At 34.9% G+C, this 20878-nt stretch carries 24 protein-coding genes, 1 tRNA gene and 1 pseudogene; 17 read left to right on the forward strand and 9 right to left on the reverse strand.

Annotated elements, in window-relative coordinates:
* The first annotated feature begins 163 nt into the window (after positions 1-163).
* From H602_RS0100475 to H602_RS17915, 8 genes are all read left to right on the forward strand, one after another.
* Positions 164-343, forward strand: a complete 180-nt coding sequence (locus H602_RS0100475; protein WP_026976248.1) for a helix-turn-helix domain-containing protein — start codon at positions 164-166, stop codon at positions 341-343.
* Entirely contained in the window at positions 327-695 is a 369-nt protein-coding gene (locus tag H602_RS19205) for a helix-turn-helix domain-containing protein (RefSeq protein WP_169516009.1), read from the forward strand. The genes H602_RS0100475 and H602_RS19205 overlap by 17 nt, the downstream gene beginning before the upstream one ends.
* On the forward strand, positions 682-1653 hold the full coding sequence (locus tag H602_RS19780; protein WP_169516010.1) for a hypothetical protein: 972 nt from the start codon (positions 682-684) through the stop codon (positions 1651-1653). The genes H602_RS19205 and H602_RS19780 overlap by 14 nt, the downstream gene beginning before the upstream one ends.
* 37 nt (positions 1654-1690) lie before the next feature.
* Positions 1691-2245, forward strand: a complete 555-nt coding sequence (locus H602_RS19785) for a primase-like DNA-binding domain-containing protein (RefSeq protein ID WP_157504790.1) — start codon at positions 1691-1693, stop codon at positions 2243-2245.
* A complete protein-coding gene (locus H602_RS19210; RefSeq protein WP_051224068.1) occupies positions 2226-3362 on the forward strand; it encodes a DUF6371 domain-containing protein in 1137 nt (378 codons plus the stop codon). The genes H602_RS19785 and H602_RS19210 overlap by 20 nt, the downstream gene beginning before the upstream one ends.
* A gap of 53 nt (positions 3363-3415) precedes the next feature.
* The gene (locus tag H602_RS20405; RefSeq protein ID WP_281170755.1) at positions 3416-3550 is read left to right on the forward strand and encodes a hypothetical protein; all 135 of its coding nucleotides are present in this window, start codon (positions 3416-3418) and stop codon (positions 3548-3550) included.
* A 19-nt stretch (positions 3551-3569) separates the two neighbouring features.
* A complete protein-coding gene (locus tag H602_RS0100500; RefSeq protein ID WP_026976249.1) occupies positions 3570-4241 on the forward strand; it encodes a hypothetical protein in 672 nt (223 codons plus the stop codon).
* A gap of 64 nt (positions 4242-4305) precedes the next feature.
* Positions 4306-4605 (forward strand): hypothetical protein, encoded by a 300-nt coding sequence (locus H602_RS17915; protein WP_051224070.1) that lies wholly within the window; start codon positions 4306-4308, stop codon positions 4603-4605.
* Positions 4606-4796: 191 nt separating this feature from the next.
* Here H602_RS17915 and H602_RS0100510 read toward each other — a convergent pair.
* The 3 genes from H602_RS0100510 to H602_RS0100520 all read right to left on the reverse strand — a co-directional run bounded on the left by H602_RS0100510 (position 4797) and on the right by H602_RS0100520 (position 7335).
* Positions 4797-4873 (reverse strand) — tRNA-Arg (locus H602_RS0100510).
* 584 nt (positions 4874-5457) lie between these two features.
* Positions 5458-5598 (reverse strand): hypothetical protein, encoded by a 141-nt coding sequence (locus H602_RS0100515; protein WP_026976250.1) that lies wholly within the window; start codon positions 5596-5598, stop codon positions 5458-5460.
* Positions 5599-5706: 108 nt separating this feature from the next.
* Positions 5707-7335 carry an acyl-CoA carboxylase subunit beta gene (locus tag H602_RS0100520; RefSeq protein ID WP_026976251.1) on the reverse strand — a complete coding sequence of 543 codons (1629 nt, stop codon included), beginning with the start codon at positions 7333-7335 and terminating at the stop codon, positions 5707-5709.
* Between the two features lie 183 nt (positions 7336-7518).
* Here H602_RS0100520 and H602_RS0100525 point away from each other — a divergent pair, with 183 nt between their 5' ends.
* From H602_RS0100525 to H602_RS20500, 4 genes are all read left to right on the forward strand, one after another.
* Positions 7519-8163 carry a DUF47 domain-containing protein gene (locus H602_RS0100525; RefSeq protein ID WP_026976252.1) on the forward strand — a complete coding sequence of 215 codons (645 nt, stop codon included), beginning with the start codon at positions 7519-7521 and terminating at the stop codon, positions 8161-8163.
* Between the two features lie 34 nt (positions 8164-8197).
* Positions 8198-9253 carry an inorganic phosphate transporter gene (locus H602_RS0100530; RefSeq protein ID WP_026976253.1) on the forward strand — a complete coding sequence of 352 codons (1056 nt, stop codon included), beginning with the start codon at positions 8198-8200 and terminating at the stop codon, positions 9251-9253.
* A gap of 100 nt (positions 9254-9353) precedes the next feature.
* Entirely contained in the window at positions 9354-9596 is a 243-nt protein-coding gene (locus H602_RS0100535) for a hypothetical protein (protein ID WP_026976254.1), read from the forward strand.
* Between the two features lie 3 nt (positions 9597-9599).
* Positions 9600-9767, forward strand: a complete 168-nt coding sequence (locus H602_RS20500; RefSeq protein WP_084404178.1) for a PH domain-containing protein — start codon at positions 9600-9602, stop codon at positions 9765-9767.
* Positions 9768-9778: 11 nt separating this feature from the next.
* Here the strand turns inward: H602_RS20500 and lpxD are convergent, their stop codons facing one another.
* Complete coding sequence (gene lpxD, locus H602_RS0100540; RefSeq protein ID WP_035758605.1) at positions 9779-10792, reverse strand: UDP-3-O-(3-hydroxymyristoyl)glucosamine N-acyltransferase; 1014 nt, start codon at positions 10790-10792, stop codon at positions 9779-9781.
* Positions 10793-10971: 179 nt separating this feature from the next.
* On the opposite strand from lpxD, the gene H602_RS0100545 reads away from it, so the two are divergent.
* The gene (locus H602_RS0100545; RefSeq protein ID WP_026976256.1) at positions 10972-11865 is read left to right on the forward strand and encodes a phospholipase A; all 894 of its coding nucleotides are present in this window, start codon (positions 10972-10974) and stop codon (positions 11863-11865) included.
* A 116-nt stretch (positions 11866-11981) separates the two neighbouring features.
* Here the strand turns inward: H602_RS0100545 and prfB are convergent.
* Positions 11982-13080, reverse strand: a protein-coding gene (gene prfB / locus H602_RS0100550) for a peptide chain release factor 2 (protein ID WP_157504793.1) whose coding sequence is annotated in 2 segments (ribosomal slippage) — positions 11982-13016 and positions 13018-13080 — 1098 coding nt in all. Because the reading frame shifts where the segments join, the coding sequence is not laid out codon by codon here.
* 163 nt (positions 13081-13243) lie between these two features.
* Between prfB and H602_RS0100560 the strand changes: the two genes are divergently transcribed.
* The 4 genes and pseudogenes from H602_RS0100560 (at position 13244) to scpC (ending at position 17274) form a co-directional block, all read left to right on the forward strand.
* The gene (locus H602_RS0100560) at positions 13244-14266 is read left to right on the forward strand and encodes a threonine aldolase family protein (RefSeq protein WP_026976258.1); all 1023 of its coding nucleotides are present in this window, start codon (positions 13244-13246) and stop codon (positions 14264-14266) included.
* A 117-nt stretch (positions 14267-14383) separates the two neighbouring features.
* Positions 14384-14590, forward strand: a pseudogene (locus H602_RS20505) (T9SS type A sorting domain-containing protein); the annotation flags it as partial.
* Between the two features lie 274 nt (positions 14591-14864).
* A complete protein-coding gene (locus H602_RS17920) occupies positions 14865-15695 on the forward strand; it encodes an AraC family transcriptional regulator (protein ID WP_035758609.1) in 831 nt (276 codons plus the stop codon).
* A 73-nt stretch (positions 15696-15768) separates the two neighbouring features.
* Positions 15769-17274: a succinyl-CoA:acetate CoA-transferase ScpC gene (scpC, locus tag H602_RS0100570; RefSeq protein WP_026976259.1), complete on the forward strand. Its 1506-nt coding sequence runs from the start codon at positions 15769-15771 to the stop codon at positions 17272-17274.
* A 333-nt stretch (positions 17275-17607) separates the two neighbouring features.
* Here the strand turns inward: scpC and H602_RS0100575 are convergent, their stop codons facing one another.
* The 4 genes from H602_RS0100575 to H602_RS0100590 form a co-directional block, all read right to left on the reverse strand.
* Positions 17608-18306 carry a thioredoxin family protein gene (locus tag H602_RS0100575; RefSeq protein WP_026976260.1) on the reverse strand — a complete coding sequence of 233 codons (699 nt, stop codon included), beginning with the start codon at positions 18304-18306 and terminating at the stop codon, positions 17608-17610.
* Between the two features lie 11 nt (positions 18307-18317).
* The gene (locus H602_RS0100580; protein ID WP_035758612.1) at positions 18318-18833 is read right to left on the reverse strand and encodes a TlpA family protein disulfide reductase; all 516 of its coding nucleotides are present in this window, start codon (positions 18831-18833) and stop codon (positions 18318-18320) included.
* Positions 18834-19098: 265 nt separating this feature from the next.
* Positions 19099-19833, reverse strand: coding sequence for a LytR/AlgR family response regulator transcription factor (locus H602_RS0100585; protein ID WP_026976262.1), 735 nt, complete (start codon positions 19831-19833; stop codon positions 19099-19101).
* Between the two features lie 3 nt (positions 19834-19836).
* Positions 19837-20874 (reverse strand): sensor histidine kinase, encoded by a 1038-nt coding sequence (locus H602_RS0100590; protein WP_026976263.1) that lies wholly within the window; start codon positions 20872-20874, stop codon positions 19837-19839.
* Positions 20875-20878 lie beyond the last annotated feature (4 nt).

Raw genomic sequence — 20878 nt, forward strand, 5'->3', positions numbered from 1 at the left:
AGGTTACGATGTAAAAAACTACTCGTTATCTTCAGCTGAAAACAACGAGTGTTTTATAACATAAATGTAAAAATTTCCGAGGTCTTTACATTTGCAAAATTACTAAAAATATTCTTGTGTTTCAGTTAATGAACTTTTATTAACAATTTAAAACATTTACACTATGTTTTTAAACACAAAACAAGTAGCTGAAATTCTTGGCTACACTCAAAGAAATGTTGGTTATCTTATTGCCAAAGGTAAATTGAAACCAATAAACCCAAACCACAAAACAAGCTTTTTATTCACACCGGAAGAGGTGCAGTCGTTTAACTCTAAAAAACGTAATGATGAAAAGCAATAGTATTATTTTGTCAGAGATGACGCCGGAAGATTTGAGCTTATTAGTAGGCAATGTTTTTGATCATAAGATGACCAACTTCGTATCAGAATTTTCGAGCCAGTCGCAATCAGATGCACCTTTATTTATTGATGGATGTGAAAGCCTTACTGGATTTGCTAAAGCGACAATTTACGCTTATTGTCAAAAAAATTTGATGCCACACCATAAGAAAAATGGTAAACTATTCTTTTTTAAATCGGAATTAATAGACTGGATTAAAGAAGGTAAACAGAAAACGCTTAAGGAAATTGAAGCGGATGCAGATGCTTTTTTATCTAACAATAAAAGAAAATCTAGCAATGGAAGAAAATAAAGAAAGTCTTAAAAATCTGATTCTCAACGATGCTATTAAATTGACCGAAAGCATTAAGCCGGTGCAGAAGTCAACAGAAGATATATTGCAAATTCTTACTGATCATATTAGAGAAACTGATTTTATGCTTTTAGCATTTCCTGAAAGCAAGGACATAAAAAGAAAATATGAAGAACTTCATAATCTTTCTACTCAAGAAGCTGAATTGAATGAAACGGATGCAAAGCTTTACAATGAGTTATCCAAAAAAATACGAAAGTTTAAATTATCAAAAAATCATTATTTGGTTCTTTGTATTGAACAACTTCTAAAAATTGCAAAGCTTAACAATTGGGGTTTATGCAAGAAAAACGGATTTATTTATTTGTATAATGGCTCGCACTGGTCGGAAATTGACAAAGAAAGTTTTCAATCTTTTCTTGGAAATGTAGCTTTGAAGATGGGAGTTGAAAAATTTCAATGTAAAATTTATACGTTCAAAGAAGATTTATTTAAGCAGTTTATGAGCGATGCATATTTGCCAACGCCAACGCAAAATAAAAATAACGTACTGATTAATTTACTAAACGGAACTTTTGAAATTGCACCAACGAAAAGAGGATTAAGGACCTTTGAGCGTGAGGATTTTATAACACACCAATTGCCGTTTGAATTTAATCCGGAAGCGACCGCACCTCGTTTTCAAAAATACCTAGATGAGGTATTGCCGGACAAACAAAAGCAGAAGGTATTTGCTGAATATTGTGGTTATATCTTCATTAAACCTAGTATTTTGAAACTTGAAAAGATGCTAATTTTATACGGAACTGGAGCCAACGGCAAATCGGTATTCTTTGAAATCATTAACGCTTTACTAGGAACTCAAAATATTAGTAACTATTCATTACAAAGTTTAACCAACGAAAACGGATACTTCAGAGCTAAAATCGCTAACAAGTTGGTTAAACTATGCCAGTGAAATAAATGGAAGATTAGAAACCGACATTTTTAAACAAATGGCTTCCGGCGAACCGATAGAAGCACGTTTACCATACGGCGAACCATTTATATTAAATGAGTATGCAAAGTTAATTTTCAATTGTAATGAATTGCCAAAAGATGTTGAACACACAAACGCATACTTCAGAAGATTTTTAATAATTGGTTTTGATGTTACTATTCCTGAAGAACGCCAGGACAAACAATTGCCACAAAAAATAATTGCTAGTGAATTGTCGGGAGTTTTTAACTGGATATTGCAAGGACTTGACAGAGTGCTGGAACAAAAGAATTTCAGCAAATGTGATGCCATTGATAACGCTCGAAGTAATTACGAAAAGCAAAGTGATAGTGTGCAAATGTTTATTGACGAACTAGAATACAAAGCTTCGACTGATTACACTACAATAACTGAATTATACCAACAGTACAAAACTTTCTGTATTGAAGATGGATTTAGACCAGTGAATAAGTCAAATTTTATGAAGCGATTGAGCCACCATAAAATAATAGTTAGCAGGATTAGTATTGGTAACGTAGCATATATTTCAAATGGAAAACACCAACTTTAAATATAAACTAGACAATAGTAGTAAGAAGTATGTTTGCCCTAAATGCAATAAGAAAACCTTTGTTTACTATTTGGATTCAGAAACTGGAAACTACCTAAATGCTGACTATGGAAGATGTGATAGGGAGCAAAATTGTAATTATCACAAAGCACCGCCAAAGGGAAAACTTGCCTATATAATTGACATTTTAGCACTGGAAGCAATTAGCGATAAAGCGTATAAATTGACTGAAAAAAATGGATTTATTTTAATTGTTCCAAAGTCGCAAATACTAGAACAAACAGATTTTTCTTGTTGGATAACTGATTGGTTCTTGCAATCTTCAGCAATTGATTATCTAGGTAGTGAAAGTAAATATTTCAATACTGATGAGGTTAATTTTATTAATGAATTGCAACCATTTACCGATGCAGAACAACCTGAAGCGAGTTATCACACACTGGAGCTACTGGATAAATTATATGCAGAAAATCCAACAGAAGATAATTTGACTAAATATTTATTGACAATATTTAGCACTAAAGAAGTTGAGGATGCTATGCAAAATTATCTGATTACTGGAACGGATTACTTTTGGAAAAATTCAACTGTATTTTGGCAAATTGATAATTATGAGAAAATTCATAGTGGTAAGATTATGAAGTATGATAGTGATACTGGTAGAAGATTAAAACAACCATTTAGCCACATTAACTGGATGCATAAAGCACTCAATGAAACTGAATTTAATCTTTGTCAATGCTTGTTTGGACTTCATAGAATTGACGAGGATACACAAAAGACAATCGGAATTTGTGAGAGCGAAAAGACCGCTATTATATTGAGTATTTTTTTACCGGACTTCATTTGGCTTGCAACTGGAAGTAAAAGCAATTTCAAATTTGACTTATTGAAACCTCTCAAGAATAGAAATGTTATTGCATATCCTGACAAAGGCGAATATTTCAACTGGTTAAGTAAATCACAAGAATTGAAAACATTAGGATACAATATTGCAATCAGTGATTTAATTGAAAAAACTGATTTTGAAAACGGTTTTGATTTAGCAGACTATTATTTTAAAATGCACGAAATGCACGAAATGAAGCTAAAACAAAACATTTTATTTTCACATTAAAAACAAGTATAAATTAAATTCAAGGAGTCAAACATTAATAAATAAATAGAATTATGCAAACAGAAATTGAAAAAACAAAAAAGGAAATCGAAGTATTGCAACTGAAATTGCAAGAACTCGAAAGGCCAACGCCGGTAGAACAGGCAAAAATGGAAAACACAATTAACGATATTTTAAAAGATATCTAATCCCACTAAACTCAGAATTATGAAAAAAGAATTGATTTATCAGAACGACAATCTACTGTCAGAAATTATTAGAGATTTATCGCAGTATAAGCCACTATTAGAAGAGGTAAAAGAATGCTATGAGAAACTAGAACTTGGTAACTTTACAAATGAAATCCTCAAAGAAATTACAGAAATCAATATTAATGGAATCGACAAGATGTATCGAGAAAAATGTGAATCGGATTATGCTAAAGTCAATATTTCGAACGCAATTATCAAAGAGAATTTAATGAGAGGATCAGACGAACTATTTAACGGTTTAGTTTTCGCCACCGTTGCACTTCGCAAATTTCGACCTGAAACTTATAGCCGTTCAGCTCGCTTAAAAGCTTCACAAATTTCTTTTATAGATGGAAGATTCCAATGCACTGAATTAGACCAGGAGCATGTACTTGAAGATTATTGTAGAATTTATTTAGAAAATGATAAGGAACGTGATTTGTTCGAAAGTTTGACTAATCTAAAAAAAGTCTATGAAAATATTTATGAAAACCTTGAAAGTATGAAATTTGAATTTAGAGGGCAATTTAAAAACATGGCAACTATCGAGCGTACTTTTTTCAAAACGGACTTTCAAAATGGAACCACAGAAGTAAATGTTGGCGGTATAAAATACGCCTCGCAATTTGAAAAAAGAGAATTGATATAACCTAGTAAGCGAGGGAGCGTAAAGGTTCCCTCGCAAACTATTAATAGTTTAAAAATAGAATACCATGGCAAATACAACAGGAAAAAAATTTGGAGGTAGAAAAGCTGGCGTAAAGAATAAAACTCAATCACAAACAAAGGAATTATTAAAAACAATCCTTGACAAAGAAATTGAAAGTTTAGGTGAAAGGCTTGAAAATCTTGAGCCGCTGGAACGTGTAAACGCAATTGCAAAACTATTGCCGTACATATTACCTAAACAAACCGAGATTAGAGCTGACATAAAGACTGAAAATGCAGAGATGACTAGCGAGCAACGAGAAGCAAGAATTGCCGAACTTTTGGCAAAAGCAAAAGCGATGTAACAAATGCACCAAATGAAGTCTAAAAACAATATTTATTTTTGAACTTTTTTAAGAAAATTTGTTTTGAAAATAGACTAATATTTGAGGATGCAAATAACCGCTAATTTGTCTTAATTCAACAGTCTGTTTGCAAATTGTTTGCAAATAAAAAAACCAGTACTTCCAAAAACGATGGGAAGTACTGGTTTTATTGGTGACCTCGACTGGATTCAAACCAGTAACCTCTTGAGCCGTAATCAAGTGCGCTATTCAGTTGCGCCACGAGGCCATTTGCAGTTGGTTATAATAACCTCATTGCGGGTGCAAATATAAGGATAAATGTATATAGTGCAAGTATAAATTTCTAAAAATATCAAAAAAAATCAATCTTTAAGACTATGTCGGTGATATTCAGTATTTCCCAAAACCATTATTTTTATATAACGACATCACTTTGTAGTTGAAATGCTCAAAAGTGATCCGTTTTTGCTTGGAATATCTACAAAAACAGTTGAAAATATAAAATGTGAAAGGTTGGTTGGTACAGAAAGTTGATGGTTTTTCTTCGGAATCGTATGGTTTAAAACATGAGGAGTATAAATTATGCATCTTTTAATAGCAAATAGTTGTCTTCTCAAGCCACTAGTAAAGTACAAAGACGGTATTTTAGAACGGCACATTTAAGTGTTTATACATCAAATACGTGTTATTAAAAATGCTATTTTAGCTGCAGGATACAAAGTAATTGTCGCTTGTACAAAAACTAGAGCCATTTGCTGGAACACTAGTAGAAATCAATTTCCCACCAGAAAAAGCTTTTTTAAATAGCCGTCAAACGTTGGGGAAATACTTAGATTTTGTGGTGTTGAAGTATCAATCTAAACTGTTTGTTGTAACCCAATATTTGTACGCGATTATCGCTTTTTGAAATTTGCTGGCTTTCGCCAAATCCAAACCTTCCTTGGTGTAGTTGGGAAGGAGAAGTTTATTTAGTTTTGCAAGTAGTTTGAACATCGGTTTTGTTTTAAAGATAAAAAAATTAATCAAGCATTCTGGGTTGCTATAAAAAAAAAATGGTTTTCAATACAAATCGAAAACCATTTTTAAATTATTTACTTAAGATTATACTTGAATGACACCCAAGTTGAATTTCTTTTCAATAGGCGAGTGGTTTGCTGCTTCAATTCCCATTGAAATCCATGTTCTGGTCTCAAGCGGGTCAATGATTGCGTCCGTCCACAATCTTGAAGCCGCATAATAAGGTGAAACTTGTTCGTCGTATCGTGCTTTTATTTTATCAAAAAGTGCTGCCTCTTTTTCTTCATCTACCACTTCTCCTTTTGATTTTAAAGACGAAGCTTCAATTTGGGCCAAAACTTTTGCCGCTTGTGTTCCACCCATAACCGCTAATTCGGCACTTGGCCAAGCAAAAATCAATCGTGGATCGTATGCTTTTCCACACATAGCATAATTTCCTGCACCGTAAGAATTTCCAACAATAACCGTAAATTTAGGTACTACAGAATTAGAAACAGCATTTACCATTTTTGCACCATCCTTAATAATTCCGCCATGCTCTGATTTTGAACCTACCATAAAACCTGTTACGTCTTGAACAAAAACCAAAGGAATTTTCTTCTGGTTGCAATTGGCAATAAAACGGGTTGCTTTATCAGCAGAATCGGAATAAATAGCACCACCAAATTGCATTTCGCCTTTTGCATTCTTTACCACTTTACGTTGATTAGCGACAATTCCAACAGCCCAACCGTCAATTCTGGCATACGCCGTAATCAATGTCTTACCGTAATCTCCTTTATATTCGTCAAATTCAGAATTGTCTACAAGTCGCTTGATGATTTCATACATATCATATTGATCTGATCTCGACTTTGGTAAAATTCCAAATAATTCTTTTGGATCTAAAGCTGGTTTTGTTGCTTTTATTCGGTTAAAACCGGCTTTGTCGTAATCGCCAATTTTACCCACAATACTTTTAATGCGATCCAAAGCATCTTTATCATCTTTGGCCTTGTAATCTGTAACTCCCGAAATTGAGCAGTGTGTTGTGGCACCTCCCAATGTTTCATTATCGATAGTTTCACCAATTGCAGCTTTCACTAAATAGCTTCCGGCTAAGAAAATACTCCCGGTTTTATCTACAATCATTGCTTCGTCAGACATGATGGGCAAATAAGCTCCACCTGCAACGCAACTTCCCATAACTGCCGCAATTTGTGTAATTCCCATGCTGCTCATGATGGCATTATTTCTAAAAATGCGACCGAAATGCTCTTTATCTGGAAAAATTTCATCTTGCAATGGCAAATAAACTCCAGCACTATCCACTAAATAAATAATAGGCAATCTATTTTCCATGGCAATTTCTTGCGCACGTAAATTTTTCTTACCAGTAATTGGAAACCAAGCACCCGCTTTTACGGTAGCGTCATTGGCAACAACAATACATTGTTTACCACTCACGTAGCCCATTTTAATAACTACACCTCCAGAAGGACAACCGCCGTGTTCTTTATACATTCCTTCGCCAACGAAAGCGCCAATTTCAATACTATCTGTTTTCTCGTCTAATAAATACTCGATGCGTTCGCGCGCTGTCATTTTTCCTTCACCGTGCAATTTTGCGATTCGTTTTTCACCACCGCCTAATTTCACTGTGGAAAAACGGTGCTTCATATCAGAAAGTAATAATTTATTGTGATCTTCGTTTTTGTTGAAATTCAAATCCATAGTGGTTTGTGTCTATTTTATAATTGTAAATATGCTTATTTTGTGACCGCTAAAGTACGAAAACGTTTGAAATTTTGAAAGAATATTTCAGCAGCTTCTTCCCGTTGAATTACGTGTATTTGATGTTTACTTAATGATAACTTAACATTGGAGGTTTACTTTTGTCGACGTAAAATTACACTCATGAATATAAATAGCATTTTCCAGTTTTTTGTACCTAAAGATAAAAAATTCTTTCCCTTATTTGAACAAGCCACAAGTAACTTAATTTTAATGGCCACAACATTGCATGACGTGGTCAACTTGCCGGCGTCGCAGCGAAATGAATTGTTCCAAAAGATTGAAGAATTGGAACAAATAGGAGAAGATATTGCCCGCCAAATTAATTTGGAACTGAGCAGTAATTTTATCACGCCTTTTGACCGTGAAGACATTTACTCTTTGAGTACTGCAATTGATAATATCGCTGGTAATATTCATGGAGCGGCAAGTAGAATGAAATTATATCAAGTAGATAAAATTACAAAATCGATTAGAAAACTTACCGAGATTAATTTAGAAGCATGTCTTCAAATTGACATTGCAGTTCGTGAATTACGTAATTTGAAGAAAATTAAGAATATTACGGATGCGTGTGCTCGAATTAATAAATTAGAAAATAAATCGGATACTGTTTATGACAAAGCTGTTGCAGATATCTTTGAATATGAAACTGATGTAAAAAACATTATAAAGTATAAGGAGGTATTGTCTACTTTGGAAACTGCAGCTGACAAATGTAAAAGCGCAGCCAATGTTTTAGAGTCCATCGCTGTAAAACATTCTTAATTAAAAAAGGACGTTTCCTCCTGAAAATTGAACTATGACTTTACTTATTATTATAATTATACTGGCTTTAATCTTTGATTACATTAACGGTTTTCATGATGCTGCCAATTCTATCGCTACTATTGTGGCTACCAAAGTTTTAACACCATTTCAAGCAGTAATTTGGGCAGCATTTTTCAATTTTGTGGCCTACTTTATTTCAAAATATTGGATTGGAGAATTTAAAATTGGTAACACAATTGCCAAATCAGTCAACGAAGACTTTATTACCTTAGAAGTAATTCTTGCGGGACTTATTGCAGCAATTATTTGGAATTTAGCGACTTGGAAACTCGGAATTCCATCTTCTTCATCACATACTTTATTGGGAGGATTTATGGGAGCTGCTTTGGCAAAAGCCGGTGCATTAGCTGTAAATGGTGTAGATGTGGTCAACTATATCAAGGTGATTCCAATTATAGCATTCATCTTTTTAGCACCGCTAATCGGAATGATTATGGCGTACTTTATAACCATCTTAATTATGAATATTTGCCGAAAGGCAAATCCAAGTAAGGCCGATAAATGGTTTAAAAGATTGCAATTGGTATCTTCTGCTCTTTTCAGTTTAGGGCATGGAGCAAATGATGCGCAAAAAGTAATGGGAATTATTGGTGCAGCCGTTATTTACTACCACTTAAAAATTGACTTTGACCCAAACTATGTAAACGCACCGGATACCTTCAAATATTTTGTAGAAGATTATGCATGGGTTCCGTTTGTCAGTTTTACAGTTATTGCTGCGGGAACAATGAGTGGCGGTTGGAAAATTGTTAAAACCATGGGTTCTAAAATTACAAAGGTAACTTCTTTAGAAGGTGTAAGTGCCGAAACGGCTGGAGCGGTTACGTTATTTTTATCTGAGCATTTCGGAATTCCAGTTTCAACAACGCACACGATAACGGGAAGTATTATTGGAGTTGGAATTACTAAAAGAGTTTCGGCAGTCCGATGGGGAGTTACGATTAATTTACTTTGGGCATGGATTTTAACCATTCCGGTTTCTGCTTTACTAGCTGCAATTATTTATTACATTGTAACTTTATTTTAGCCTTAAACTATTATAATATAAAGAGTCCGATTTTTTAATCGGACTTTTTTTATGCTAAAAATTTTTTTTATATTTGAGATCAAGCTAGAAAAGGAATACCATGATAACCGTTTACAAATCTAAAATTGGAGTAGAACTTATCCTAATTCTTGCAGTAGCTTTTGGCTTGATTGCTGTTCCAATGCTTTTTTCTGGAGATTACAAACCTTTAATTTTGAACGTTTTAATACTTGTAGGGATTTTCTATATTTTAAGTAAAACAGCGTACACTATTTCAAACAAAAACTTGAATGTGAAATGTAGTTTTTTAGTCAACAGAGACATTGATATCGACAGTATTTGAAAGATAAAAGAAACCTATAATCCTTTAAGTGCTCCAGCAGCTTCCATAGATCGGTTGGAAATTTTTTATAACAAATTTGACACAATCTTAATTTCGCCAAAAGATAAAGTGGCATTTATCAATCATCTAAAAAGAATTAATCCAACAATTCACATCGATTTTCGCGATTGAGAAATTTTAAATTACGCTTTTTTCGCTCCCGATTCTTTTACCAATCGCTTCAAAATTGCCCATTGTTTTAAAGCGTCTCGCGCGTCAACGGCAGGATAACCTAAAACCACTTTTCCAGCGGCAATATCTCCCGTAACTCCTGAACCTGCGCCAACAGTTGCCCCGTCACCAATAGTTGTATGGTCTTTTATAGAAGCGCTTCCGCCTATAATTACACCATTTCCTAAAGTTACAGAACCGGCTAATCCACTATTTCCAGCCATGATGCAGAACTTTCCAAGAACGGAATTGTGCCCAATTTGCACCAAATTGTCAATTTTACAACCGTCGCCTACTATTGTAGAGCTGAATTTTCCACGATCGATACAAGAATTTGCGCCAATTTCTACCCAATTTCCAATAATGACATTCCCAATTTGTGGAATTTTTGCCAAACCTCTCTCTGGACAAGGTCGGAATCCAAAACCATCTGCTCCAATAGTTGCATTGGGATGAATGATGCAATCAGTTCCAATATGACAACGTTCTCTAACTACGGTTCCCGACCAAATTATTGTTCTATCACCAATAGTAGCTTCGTCCAAAATAGTCACATTTGGATAAATTCGTGCGTTTTTTCCAATTACTGCTTTCGGGCCAATATATACATTTGCACCAATCTCAGCATTTTCGCCAATTTCAGCAGAATCATCAATTACTGCTGTTGGATGAATATTTTGACGGAAAAGAGGAGGCATTTCTGCAAAAAGCTCCAACACTTGCGCAAGAGCCAAATCGGCATTTTTCACTTTAATGAAAGCGCGGTTTTCTCCAGGTTCAATCCCAATATTTTCGTTTACAATAGCAACACACGCTTTGGAATCGTTCCACAAACGCTCGTATTTTTTATTTCCTATAAATGAAATTTCATTACTCATAGCGGTTTCTAATTGTTGTGGCGCAACTATGTTTTGGGAAGTTGATCCTACAATTGTGCCGTTTATAATCCGATTGATTTCTTCTACTGAAAACGATTTTGAACTCATGAATATGGTGGGTTAAATTAGTTTAACAAATAAAGCCTTTAAAAGGTACGTGACAAAATTAAAGGTTCAGATTTTATAACTTTGCAAGCATATTTAACAAAATTTATTTTAAGCGATAGCGTTAAATTTGCAGATTATTAAAAAAGCGATTAATATTAAATCTTTCTAAAAAAATGTTTATGCGACTTTCTCTTTTATTAGTATTCCTTCCTGCGCTTTGTTTCGCTCAAAATCAATCTCTTTTTCAAAAGAAAAACCTTGAACGAAATATGAGTGAACGCTGGGAATTAGATTCTGTTCATAGAAAAGGAACCTTTTTAATTTCTCCTTACAAGCCCATTTATGTACTGCCAATGCGGTGGTCGTCCAATCCCAATGAGCAACCGTATTCTGGTAATGGAAGTGAAGATTATGTTGCAGAACCGGGTGTGAACTATAATAATATTGAAGCTAAATTTCAGCTGAGCTTAAAGATAAAGATTCTTGAAAATGTACTTTGGGGAAAAGCAGATTTATGGGCCGCTTACACGCAAAAATCGCATTGGCAACTCTACAATAACGAACTTTCAAGACCATTTCGAGAAATTAATTATGAACCTGAACTTATTTTAAATTTCCCTGTACATTTTAGTTTTTTGGGCTTTGACGCAAAAATGGTAGGTGTTGCATTCAATCATGAATCTAATGGTAAAAGTTTACCGTTTTCTAGAAGTTGGAACCGAATTATTTTCCATGCAGGATTTGAACGTGGAGATTGGAGTTTTTACGTTCGACCTTGGCTCAAGCTTCGTGCTGAGAAAGATGAAAATCCAGATATTAACAAGTACATTGGAAAAGCAGATCTTAATGTAATCTATACAAAAAATGGAAATGTCTTTTCCTTTATTGGAAGTCACAATTTACAATTTGACACAACACTTCGCGGCGCCGGAACATTTTCTTGGTCGTATCCGATTCAGGGAAATTTAAAAGCACAACTGCAAATATCGCACGGTTTTGGAGAAACCTTAATTGATTATAATAATGTGCAAACTACGATAGGTTTAGGTATTTCACTAGTAGAGTGGTTGTAATTTCCTGCAAAGCTTAGAATAACTTAAAAAAAAATACGGCAACAAAGGTGTAAGAATCATAATATGCAATAGCAAAAAAAAATCCTGCACATTTAAAACGTGCAGGATTTCTAGTTTTATTCTTCTTCTTTTTGACCCATCATCATCAGATAAGCTTTCAGAAATTCATCGAGTTCACCGTTTAAAACATCATCCACATTACTTGTTTCGTGTCCGCTTCTAACGTCTTTAATCAATTTATAAGGATGCAAAACATAATTCCGAATTTGCGAACCCCATTCAATTTTCATTTTATCGGCTTCAATATCGGCACGTTGCGCCATTTGCTTTTTCAACTCAATTTCAAACAATTGCGAACGCAACATTTGCATCGCTCGTTGCCTGTTATCTTGTTGAGAACGCGTTTCCGAACACTGAATTTGAATCCCAGAAGGTTTGTGAAAAAGTTGCACTTTCGTTTCCACCTTATTCACATTCTGACCTCCGGCTCCACTCGAACGCGAGGTAATGATCTCAATATCCGCTGGATTAATGTCAATTTCAATCGTATCATCCACCAAAGGATACACGTAAACGGAAGCAAAAGAAGTATGTCTTTTTCCATTACTATCAAAAGGAGAAATACGCACCAATCGATGCACACCATTCTCGCCTTTTAAATAACCAAAGGAAAAATCGCCTTCAATCTCTAGCGTTACTGTTTTAATTCCAGCAACTTCACCTTCTTGAAAGTTCAATTCGCGTACTTTATAGCCACTTTTTTCAGCCCACATCATGTACATTCGCATTAACATAGACGCCCAATCGCAACTTTCTGTACCTCCAGCACCTGCCGTAATTTGTAAAACCGCACTCATACTATCGCCTTCTTCCGAAAGCATATTTCTGAATTCTAAATTTTCCAAATGAGAATTGGTCGCTTCGTATTGCTCGTCCAACTCCTCTTCTGTCAGTTCGCCTTCCTTGTAAAATTCGTAGGCCAATTGAAGTTCATCGCCAAGCAAAGCCGCTTTGTCGTAATCTTCAATCCATTTCTTTTTAGAGCGCAAAACCTTAATATAAGCTTCGGCTTCTCTAGCATTGTTCCAAAAATCGGGAGCGAGGGTTTTTTCTTCCTCGTTGGTAATTTCTATTAACTTCTTATCAACGTCAAAGATACCTCCTCAACGCACCAAGACGCTCCACAATACCTTTAATTTGTTCGGTATTTGTCATAAATTAGTTTTATTTTTGCGATGAATTTGGAGCTCATCCTGCTGTCCGCTAAATCTTTTTCCCGCTAAAGAAGCGAGAAAAAGGATACCACTTCCATCAGGGCTAAAAAGGTTTCCGGAATTCATCAAATTTAAGTACAAAAATAAGACATCCTTTTCAATATATGGAAATTAATTTAGTTAGCGATACTGTAACAAAACCTACACCCGAAATGCTTCGGTATATGTTTCAGGCTCAAGTAGGTGATGATGTTTACAAGCAAGATCCAACCGTTATTGCACTTGAAACTATGGTTGCTCAAATCTTCGGAATGGAAGCGGCACTCTTTTTTCCGTCCGGAACCATGGCCAATCAAACGGCAATAAAATTACATACACAACCCGGCGAACAATTGATTGCCGATAAATATGCACACGTTTTTAATTACGAAGGTGGTGGCGCATCCTTCAATTCTGGCGTTTCCTGTAAGTTACTTGATGGAAACCGTGGAATGATTACTGCAGAACAAGTTGCCGAAGCCATAAACGATCCCGAATTTTATCATGCGCCATTAACAAGTTTAGTTTGTGTAGAAAATACTACAAATAAAGGTGGTGGCGCTTGCTATGATTTTGAAGAATTCAAACGCATCCGCAAAGTTTGTGACGAAAACAATTTAAAATTTCACATGGACGGTGCCCGAATTTGGAATGCTCTTGTTCATAAAAAAGAAAATCCAACCGAATATGGAAAAGTATTTGACACCATATCTGTCTGTCTATCAAAAGGTTTAGGAGCACCCATTGGATCACTTTTAGTGAGCGATAAGGCAACCATTAATCGTGCATTTCGAATTCGAAAAATTCTTGGAGGCGGAATGCGACAAGTAGGTTATCTAGCAGCTGCCGGAATTTATGCCTTGCAAAACAACGTAAACCGTTTAGTAGATGACCATCAGCGTGCCAGAGAATTAGGTGCGGTTTTAGAAAATTTGCCATGGGTAGAAAAAGTAGAACCTGTGGAAACCAACATCCTGATTTTCTCACTTAAAAAAGGTTTTGACGAAAAACTGCTTATTGAAAAACTGAAACAAAAAAGTATTTTTATCAGTTCGTTAGGACCAGGTAAATTAAGAATTGTAACCCACTTGGATTATAAAGCAGTAATGCACAATTATGTAATAGATACGCTAAAGAAGTTGGTATAAAGCTGTTTTTATACTAACTTATTACTGTAATTATTTTATAATAATTTAAAAAATAAGATATTAATGTTGGTTTTAATTAGTGATTTATAATTTATATTGTAATTTACCGTTTCTGATGCTTTAGGTAAAGAGGTTCAACAAGTAAGCGTAAATGGAACGGCAAATGTACAGCTTGATTTAGAGGGTATTGCTAGTGGTATTTATTTTGTACAGATTACGTCTGGAAATGAAAATGTGGTAAAAAGAGTGATCATTCAATTATATACAAGGTATAATTTAGATGAAAAGCAAAGTTGTAATGGCTTTGCTTTTTTTTTGCATTAAAAAATTAAATACTAGGAAAGTACTCTTTTTAAGTTTGTACGCGTTTTAGATATTACCTGATAACTTCCTATTATTTTGTCCGTTATGTTGATGCGTATTTATTTAATACAGTTATTATTTTACGCGTGTATTTGCATTAAGCGGAATAATCATAGTAAAAAGGAACAGCGGATACAAAGTATTCGGAAACTTTTCATCAAATTCTTCAGCAATAACCTTATTGTTTTAATTGGCTTAATTATATTTGAATGATAAAAATATATTCATTTCAGCCATGATTAATTCAAACAAAGAATATTATTTGACGGAAGTCGATAAACGTCCCAAATCCATTTATTGTATGCACGATTTAATGGGTGAGAGCGATATCGCATTTCACAAACACGAGAAGGGACAATTTTTGTATACCGAAGGTGGAGTAGTACATGTTATCACCGACAGTCAGACCTTTTTTCTTCCTGCACGACATTATATGTGGATTCCATCTGGTATGTTGCACAGCATTCATCCGGGAACAGCGAACGTGATTATGAGAAATCTCTATTTTCCTACAGATAATGATGACGACGCTTTTTATTCAAAGGTTGGCGTTTATCCTATTAATGAGTTGCTTTTGCAAATGATTATTTATACCAACCGCTGGAGTGGAGATAAAAAGCCTGTGGACAAAAGTGCGTGGCATTTTGCACTTTCCATCAAATGTATCTTGCCCGAAATCAGCCAATACAATTTGCCTTTGGCTTTGCCGTATGCGAAAGACAAGCGATTGATTGCTGTAATTAAATACATGGAAAACAATTTGCACGATTCGATTCTGATTACTGATTTTGAGAAGAAAATGGGATTGAGCTCGCGAACACTTTCTAGATTATTTCAAAGCGATGTAGGTATGTCATTCGTTCAATACCTTACCATTCAACGATTAATGCGAGCCATTGTTTTGTTGTTAGAACAACAATTGTCCGTAAAAGAAGTATCTTCATTGGTAGGATACAACAGCATTCCGACATTTAGCAACACTTTTTATAAAATCCTAGGCGTTAGACCGTCCGATTATGTGAAACAAACTTTAATTGTAACTCCAGAAGCATTTTTGGCGGAATAGCGTAATTATTTGGCGCTTTTGGATATGTAAACCATCAATATTGGTAATAAATTTGTTATTCAAATGTAAATTTATGTATTCAGATCGAATTTTAAATGCTGACTTGTCGCAAAAAGTAATAACTTCAGAAGAAGCAGCTTCTTTTTTTAAAGATAAAATGGTGATAGCTTCAAGTGGTTTTACAAAAGCGGGTGATAGTAAGGCCGTATTAGCAGCTTTGGCCGTAAGAGCCAAAATAGACCCACTGAAAGTGACCTTAATAACTGGAGCATCTTTAGGCCATGATACCGATGCAGCACTTGTGGAAGCGGAAGCACTTTCGTTACGACTTCCATTTCAAGTAGACCGCACCTTGCGAAAAGCTATAAATAAAGGAGAAGTACTTTTCATCGACCAGCATTTAGGAGAAACAGCCAATCTTTTAAAGGCGAATAACTTTCCAAAAATTGATATTGCTATTTTAGAAGCCATTCGGATCAATGAAGACGGAAGCATTGTGCCAACAACTTCGGTTGGAAACTCGGCTTCTTTTGCAGAATTGGCTGACAAAATCATTATTGAAATCAATACTAAAGTGCCTTTTTCGTTGTGCGGTTTGCATGATATTTTCTCTACAGGAACGTATCCCAACCGAACTGAAATTCCGATAACTAATGCTTCAACTCGCATTGGAAGTGATTGCATTCCTATTGACATAAATAAAATAATTGGTGTAGTAATTACTGAAATCATCGACAGTCCAGCGGAAATTGCTCCAGCAGATGAATCGACGATGGCTATTTCGAAACATCTTATTAATTACTTTACTGATGAAGTAAAAAAGGGAAACTTGACCAATTCACTCATGCCTTTACAAGCCGGAATTGGAAAAGTTGCCAATGCCGTTTTGAATGGTTTTTTAGATAGTGACTTTGAAAATCTCACCATGTATTCGGAAGTATTGCAAGACAGTACGTTTGATTTATTGGATTCTGGGAAAATGACCTTCGCTTCTGGTTCGTCCATCACAGTTTCAGAAGCGTATTACCATCGCATCTTCAACGATTTTGACAAGTACAAAGACAAAGTAGTTTTACGACCGCAAGATATAAGTAACGCTGCGGAAGTCATCAGGCGATTGGGTGTGATCAGTATTAATACGGCGTTGGAGTGCGATTTGTATGGCAATGTCAATTCAACTCACGTGGCAGGAACTGATATGATGAACGGGATTGGTGGTTCGGGCGACTTTGCTCGCAATGCCTACTTAAGTATTTTTGTGACGCAATCGGTTGCAAAAAATAATACAATTTCGCGCATTGTTCCGATGGTTTCGCATACCGATCACAACGAGCATGACGTAGATATTATTGTTACAGAACAAGGTTTGGCAGATTTAAGAGGTCTGGCTCCACGCCAACGTGCCGTAGCAATTATCGAGAATTGTGTGCATCCTTTGTACAAAGCGCAATTGCAAGATTATTATGACAGAGCTGTAGCAAGGGGAGGACATACACCACATATTTTGGAAGAGGCATTTTCTTGGTATCAACTTCAAAAAGAAACGGGTACGATGCAACGCCTTTGCGAATTGGTTTAATCAAAAGATGCTAAATGCGTAGAGAAATCTACAGCAATATTTCAAGTCTGAATTTGTATTGGAAGTAAATATATTAAATTTTTTCAAGTCGCATTTTTTGAATTTTTGATTAAATGTTACTTTTACGAGGCTGAGCTATTGTATCTTGACGGTGCATTTTCTGCATTATTTTAAAATTATGATAACTTAATTAACAATGAATTTGGCCCGATTTAATAAAAAAAAGCAGAAACTAATGTTTCTGCTTTTTTTCGTACTATATAACCATCAGAAAGGTTTATGACACTCGGATAAAATGTAATATTTAGAAAATATTCATAAGTAGTTCAAATCTTACTTTCCAATTGGCTTCACCGGACATCCAATAGCCTTTGTAAAGTTTGGATTTGGTTTTTCGCCTTTTTGTAATGCATTAATCGCATCTTCTAGGAATTTCACTTTCACATCTTTTGCAGATTTTGCATTGTCGTCAATCGTACCAATGTATTGTACTTTACGTTCCTTATCCAATAAAAACACGTGTGGCGTACGAACGGCACCGTATTGTGGGTATATTTTTTGTCCTTCATCAACCAAGTACGGAAATGTAAATCCTTTTTCTTTGGCTCTTTTTTGCATAGCTGCATAACCTTCTGCTTCATTTTCTGGGCTGTTCGGGTTAATGGCAATTACAGAATATCCTTTTTTAGCATACGCTTTATGCAAAGCAATCAAACGGTCTTCATACATTTTCGCAAACGGACATTCGTTACACGTAAATACAACGATATACCCTTTGGCGTTTTTAATAGAAGATAGAGAAACCATTTTTCCATCTACATTTTTTAAACTGAAATCCGTTGCAACGTCTCCAATTTTGTATCCGCCAATTTCTTCTAACGTTTTCGTTTGTTCGGGACTATGTGCTCCTCCTGAAGGTGGTCCTTTTCGATCGCCTTTCGGTGGGCCTTTTCGTTCTTGAGCATACGTGTTAGAAACAAGAACAGCACCTAATAAAAGCAATGCTGTCAATAAAAGATTCAGTTTTTTCATTTTTCGTTATTTTAATTAATGGTTTTATGTATTTCAATTTCTAATTCTTCGAGACTTTCAAAACTACGCTCGTGGTATGTACGGTTTGTATTGTTAAAAATAATGGTGAAAGGCAAAGCACCCGACCAATTTGGGTCTATTTCGTCAATCCAATGGTTGGCATCTGCGTCATCGAGTAAAACGACTTTTGCAGTGATTCCTTTCTTCTTCAGGAACGGTTTCAGCTTTTTTTCGATGTCTTTAGGGAAATCTAAACTCACAAAAAGCAGTTCCACTTCGGGATGTTGATTGACATATTCTTGAAAGTAAGGCATTTCCATTATACATGGACCACACCACATCGCCCAGAAATTAACGATATACGTTTTGCTGGAATTTGTATAAAGTAAAGGTTCTAATTCGTCAAAATTATAAACGCGAATGTCTTGGTTAACTGGTTCAGCCGCAACTTGTGCACTTATATTGGGACTGTAAAAAAGACCATTGAACGTGGAAAGGAGTACAGTTAGGTATAACTTGATTTTCATTTTAGTTAGAATTAGCGCTGTTACTAAGTTGTAGACTGAAGTAATCCTCAATATTTTAAAACAGTCGTTGTATGTATTGTTATTTCAAAACTACGTACTATATGCTAACTACTGAAAAGAAATAGAAGTTTAGCTATTTTTTACCAACGATTTTGCTTTTTCCATCGACGGTATCGCGAAAATAAGAAGTAATTTATGAAAGGGGATAGACTGTGCTTAGTTTTAGTGGAACATGAATACGTAATAACAGCAATGGCAAATCAAACTAGTGGTTTAGCGAGTTGTTGCTTACAAATTCCAAGAACTTAGGTTTGTATTGTTCGGAAACCGTAATGCGTTCTTTATTGATAACGATCTGACTTCGCTCAATAACTTCAATATTCTTTAAAGAAACGATAAACGACCGATGTACTCGCATGAAATGGGTTTCAGGAAGTTCTTCTTCAAGACTTTTTAAACTCATCAAAGTCAAAATAGGTTTCGGATTGTCTTTCAACCAAATTTTGATGTAATCTTTCAATCCTTCAAAATAAAGCACATCAGCTAATTTAATGCGTAATTGTTTGTAATCCGATTTTACAAAAAGAAACTCTTTTTCTTCCGAAACCACATTTTGCTGTTTTCCCTTTACCAATTCAAACCACGTATTTGCTTTATTGGCTGCTGCCAAAAATTCAGCATAGTCAAATGGTTTCAACAAATAATCTAAGGCTTCGACTTTAAATCCTTCCAAAGCATACTGGTCAAAAGCCGTGGTAAATATGATACGGGTTTCTTTGGGCACCATTTTAGAAAATTCAATTCCCGTTAAGTCTGGCATTTGGATATCCAAAAATAATAAGTCTACAGGTTCTTGCTGTATGAACTCTAATGCTTCAATGGCGCTACTACACTTTTTCTTTAATATCAAGTAGGGTGTTTTTTCCACGTAACTTTCTACTAAATTGAGTGCCATCGGCTCGTCGTCTACAATGATACAGGTGATTTTTAAATTATTCATACGTTAAGCAGTTTTAATTTCTAAATGTACTAAAAATCGATTGTCTTTTATTGTTGTTTTGAAGTTGAATTTATCTGAATACAATAACTCTAAACGCTTATCTAAATTTTGAAGTCCGATACCAGACCCGCTTTTATCTTCTGTTTTTTTAGGAAAATTATTATTTTCAACTGAAAAGAACACGGTAGAATCCTCACAAGTCATATTAATATCAATACTACTTGGTTTAGTGGCCGAAACCCCATGTTTAAAAGCATTTTCAATTAGTGAAATAAATAACAACGGAGCGATTTGAATACCTGTTTCTTTAATCGGAAAACTATAACTCACGGACGTTTTGTCTGAGACTCTTAACTTCATTAAATCTATATACTTTTTAAGGAAATCGATTTCCTTAGTCAGAGGAATAGACTCTACGTTAGTCTCATACAACATATAACGCATCAACTTACTTAAGCTGTGTATCGATGACTTAGCTTGGTCTGGCGAAATATCAACTAACGAATAAATGTTATTTAATGAATTAAAAAAGAAATGCGGTTGCAACTGGTAATGCAGATGTTGTAGTTCAGACTTCAATTTAATATTTGCCGCTTCCTTACGTTCAGCCTCATTTTTAACCCAGCGTTGTGTCGATTTTAATGCTACAGCAAAGAACAAAGGTGCTAAATATGACAATAGCTGAATGTACATGGCTATTTTAAATGGAGGTCCTATTCGTTCTGTGGTTTCAATACGTTTTTTTAAAATATCTTCAAAATAGTTGTCTTCAATGAATTCTTTTAAAAACAAGAATAAGACGATAATTACTGTATTTATTAAAATAAACTCCATCGTTTTTTTAGGAAACAATAAGCGATCTACTAATACAAAATAGTTGAAATAAAAGATGATTGACGAAAAGAATAAAGGAATTAAAAAGTGAGCTATAAGCCTATTAATGTTCTGTTCTTCACCGTAGGAAAGCAAGTATGGCAAACAGAAAAGTGTTAGCCATACAAGCACATGTGAAACTACCGTTATTAGTTTATTTTTGTACATAATT

Source organism: Flavobacterium tegetincola DSM 22377 (assembly GCF_000425485.1).
In the GTDB taxonomy this organism is placed as follows: Bacteria; Bacteroidota; Bacteroidia; order Flavobacteriales; family Flavobacteriaceae; genus Flavobacterium; species Flavobacterium tegetincola.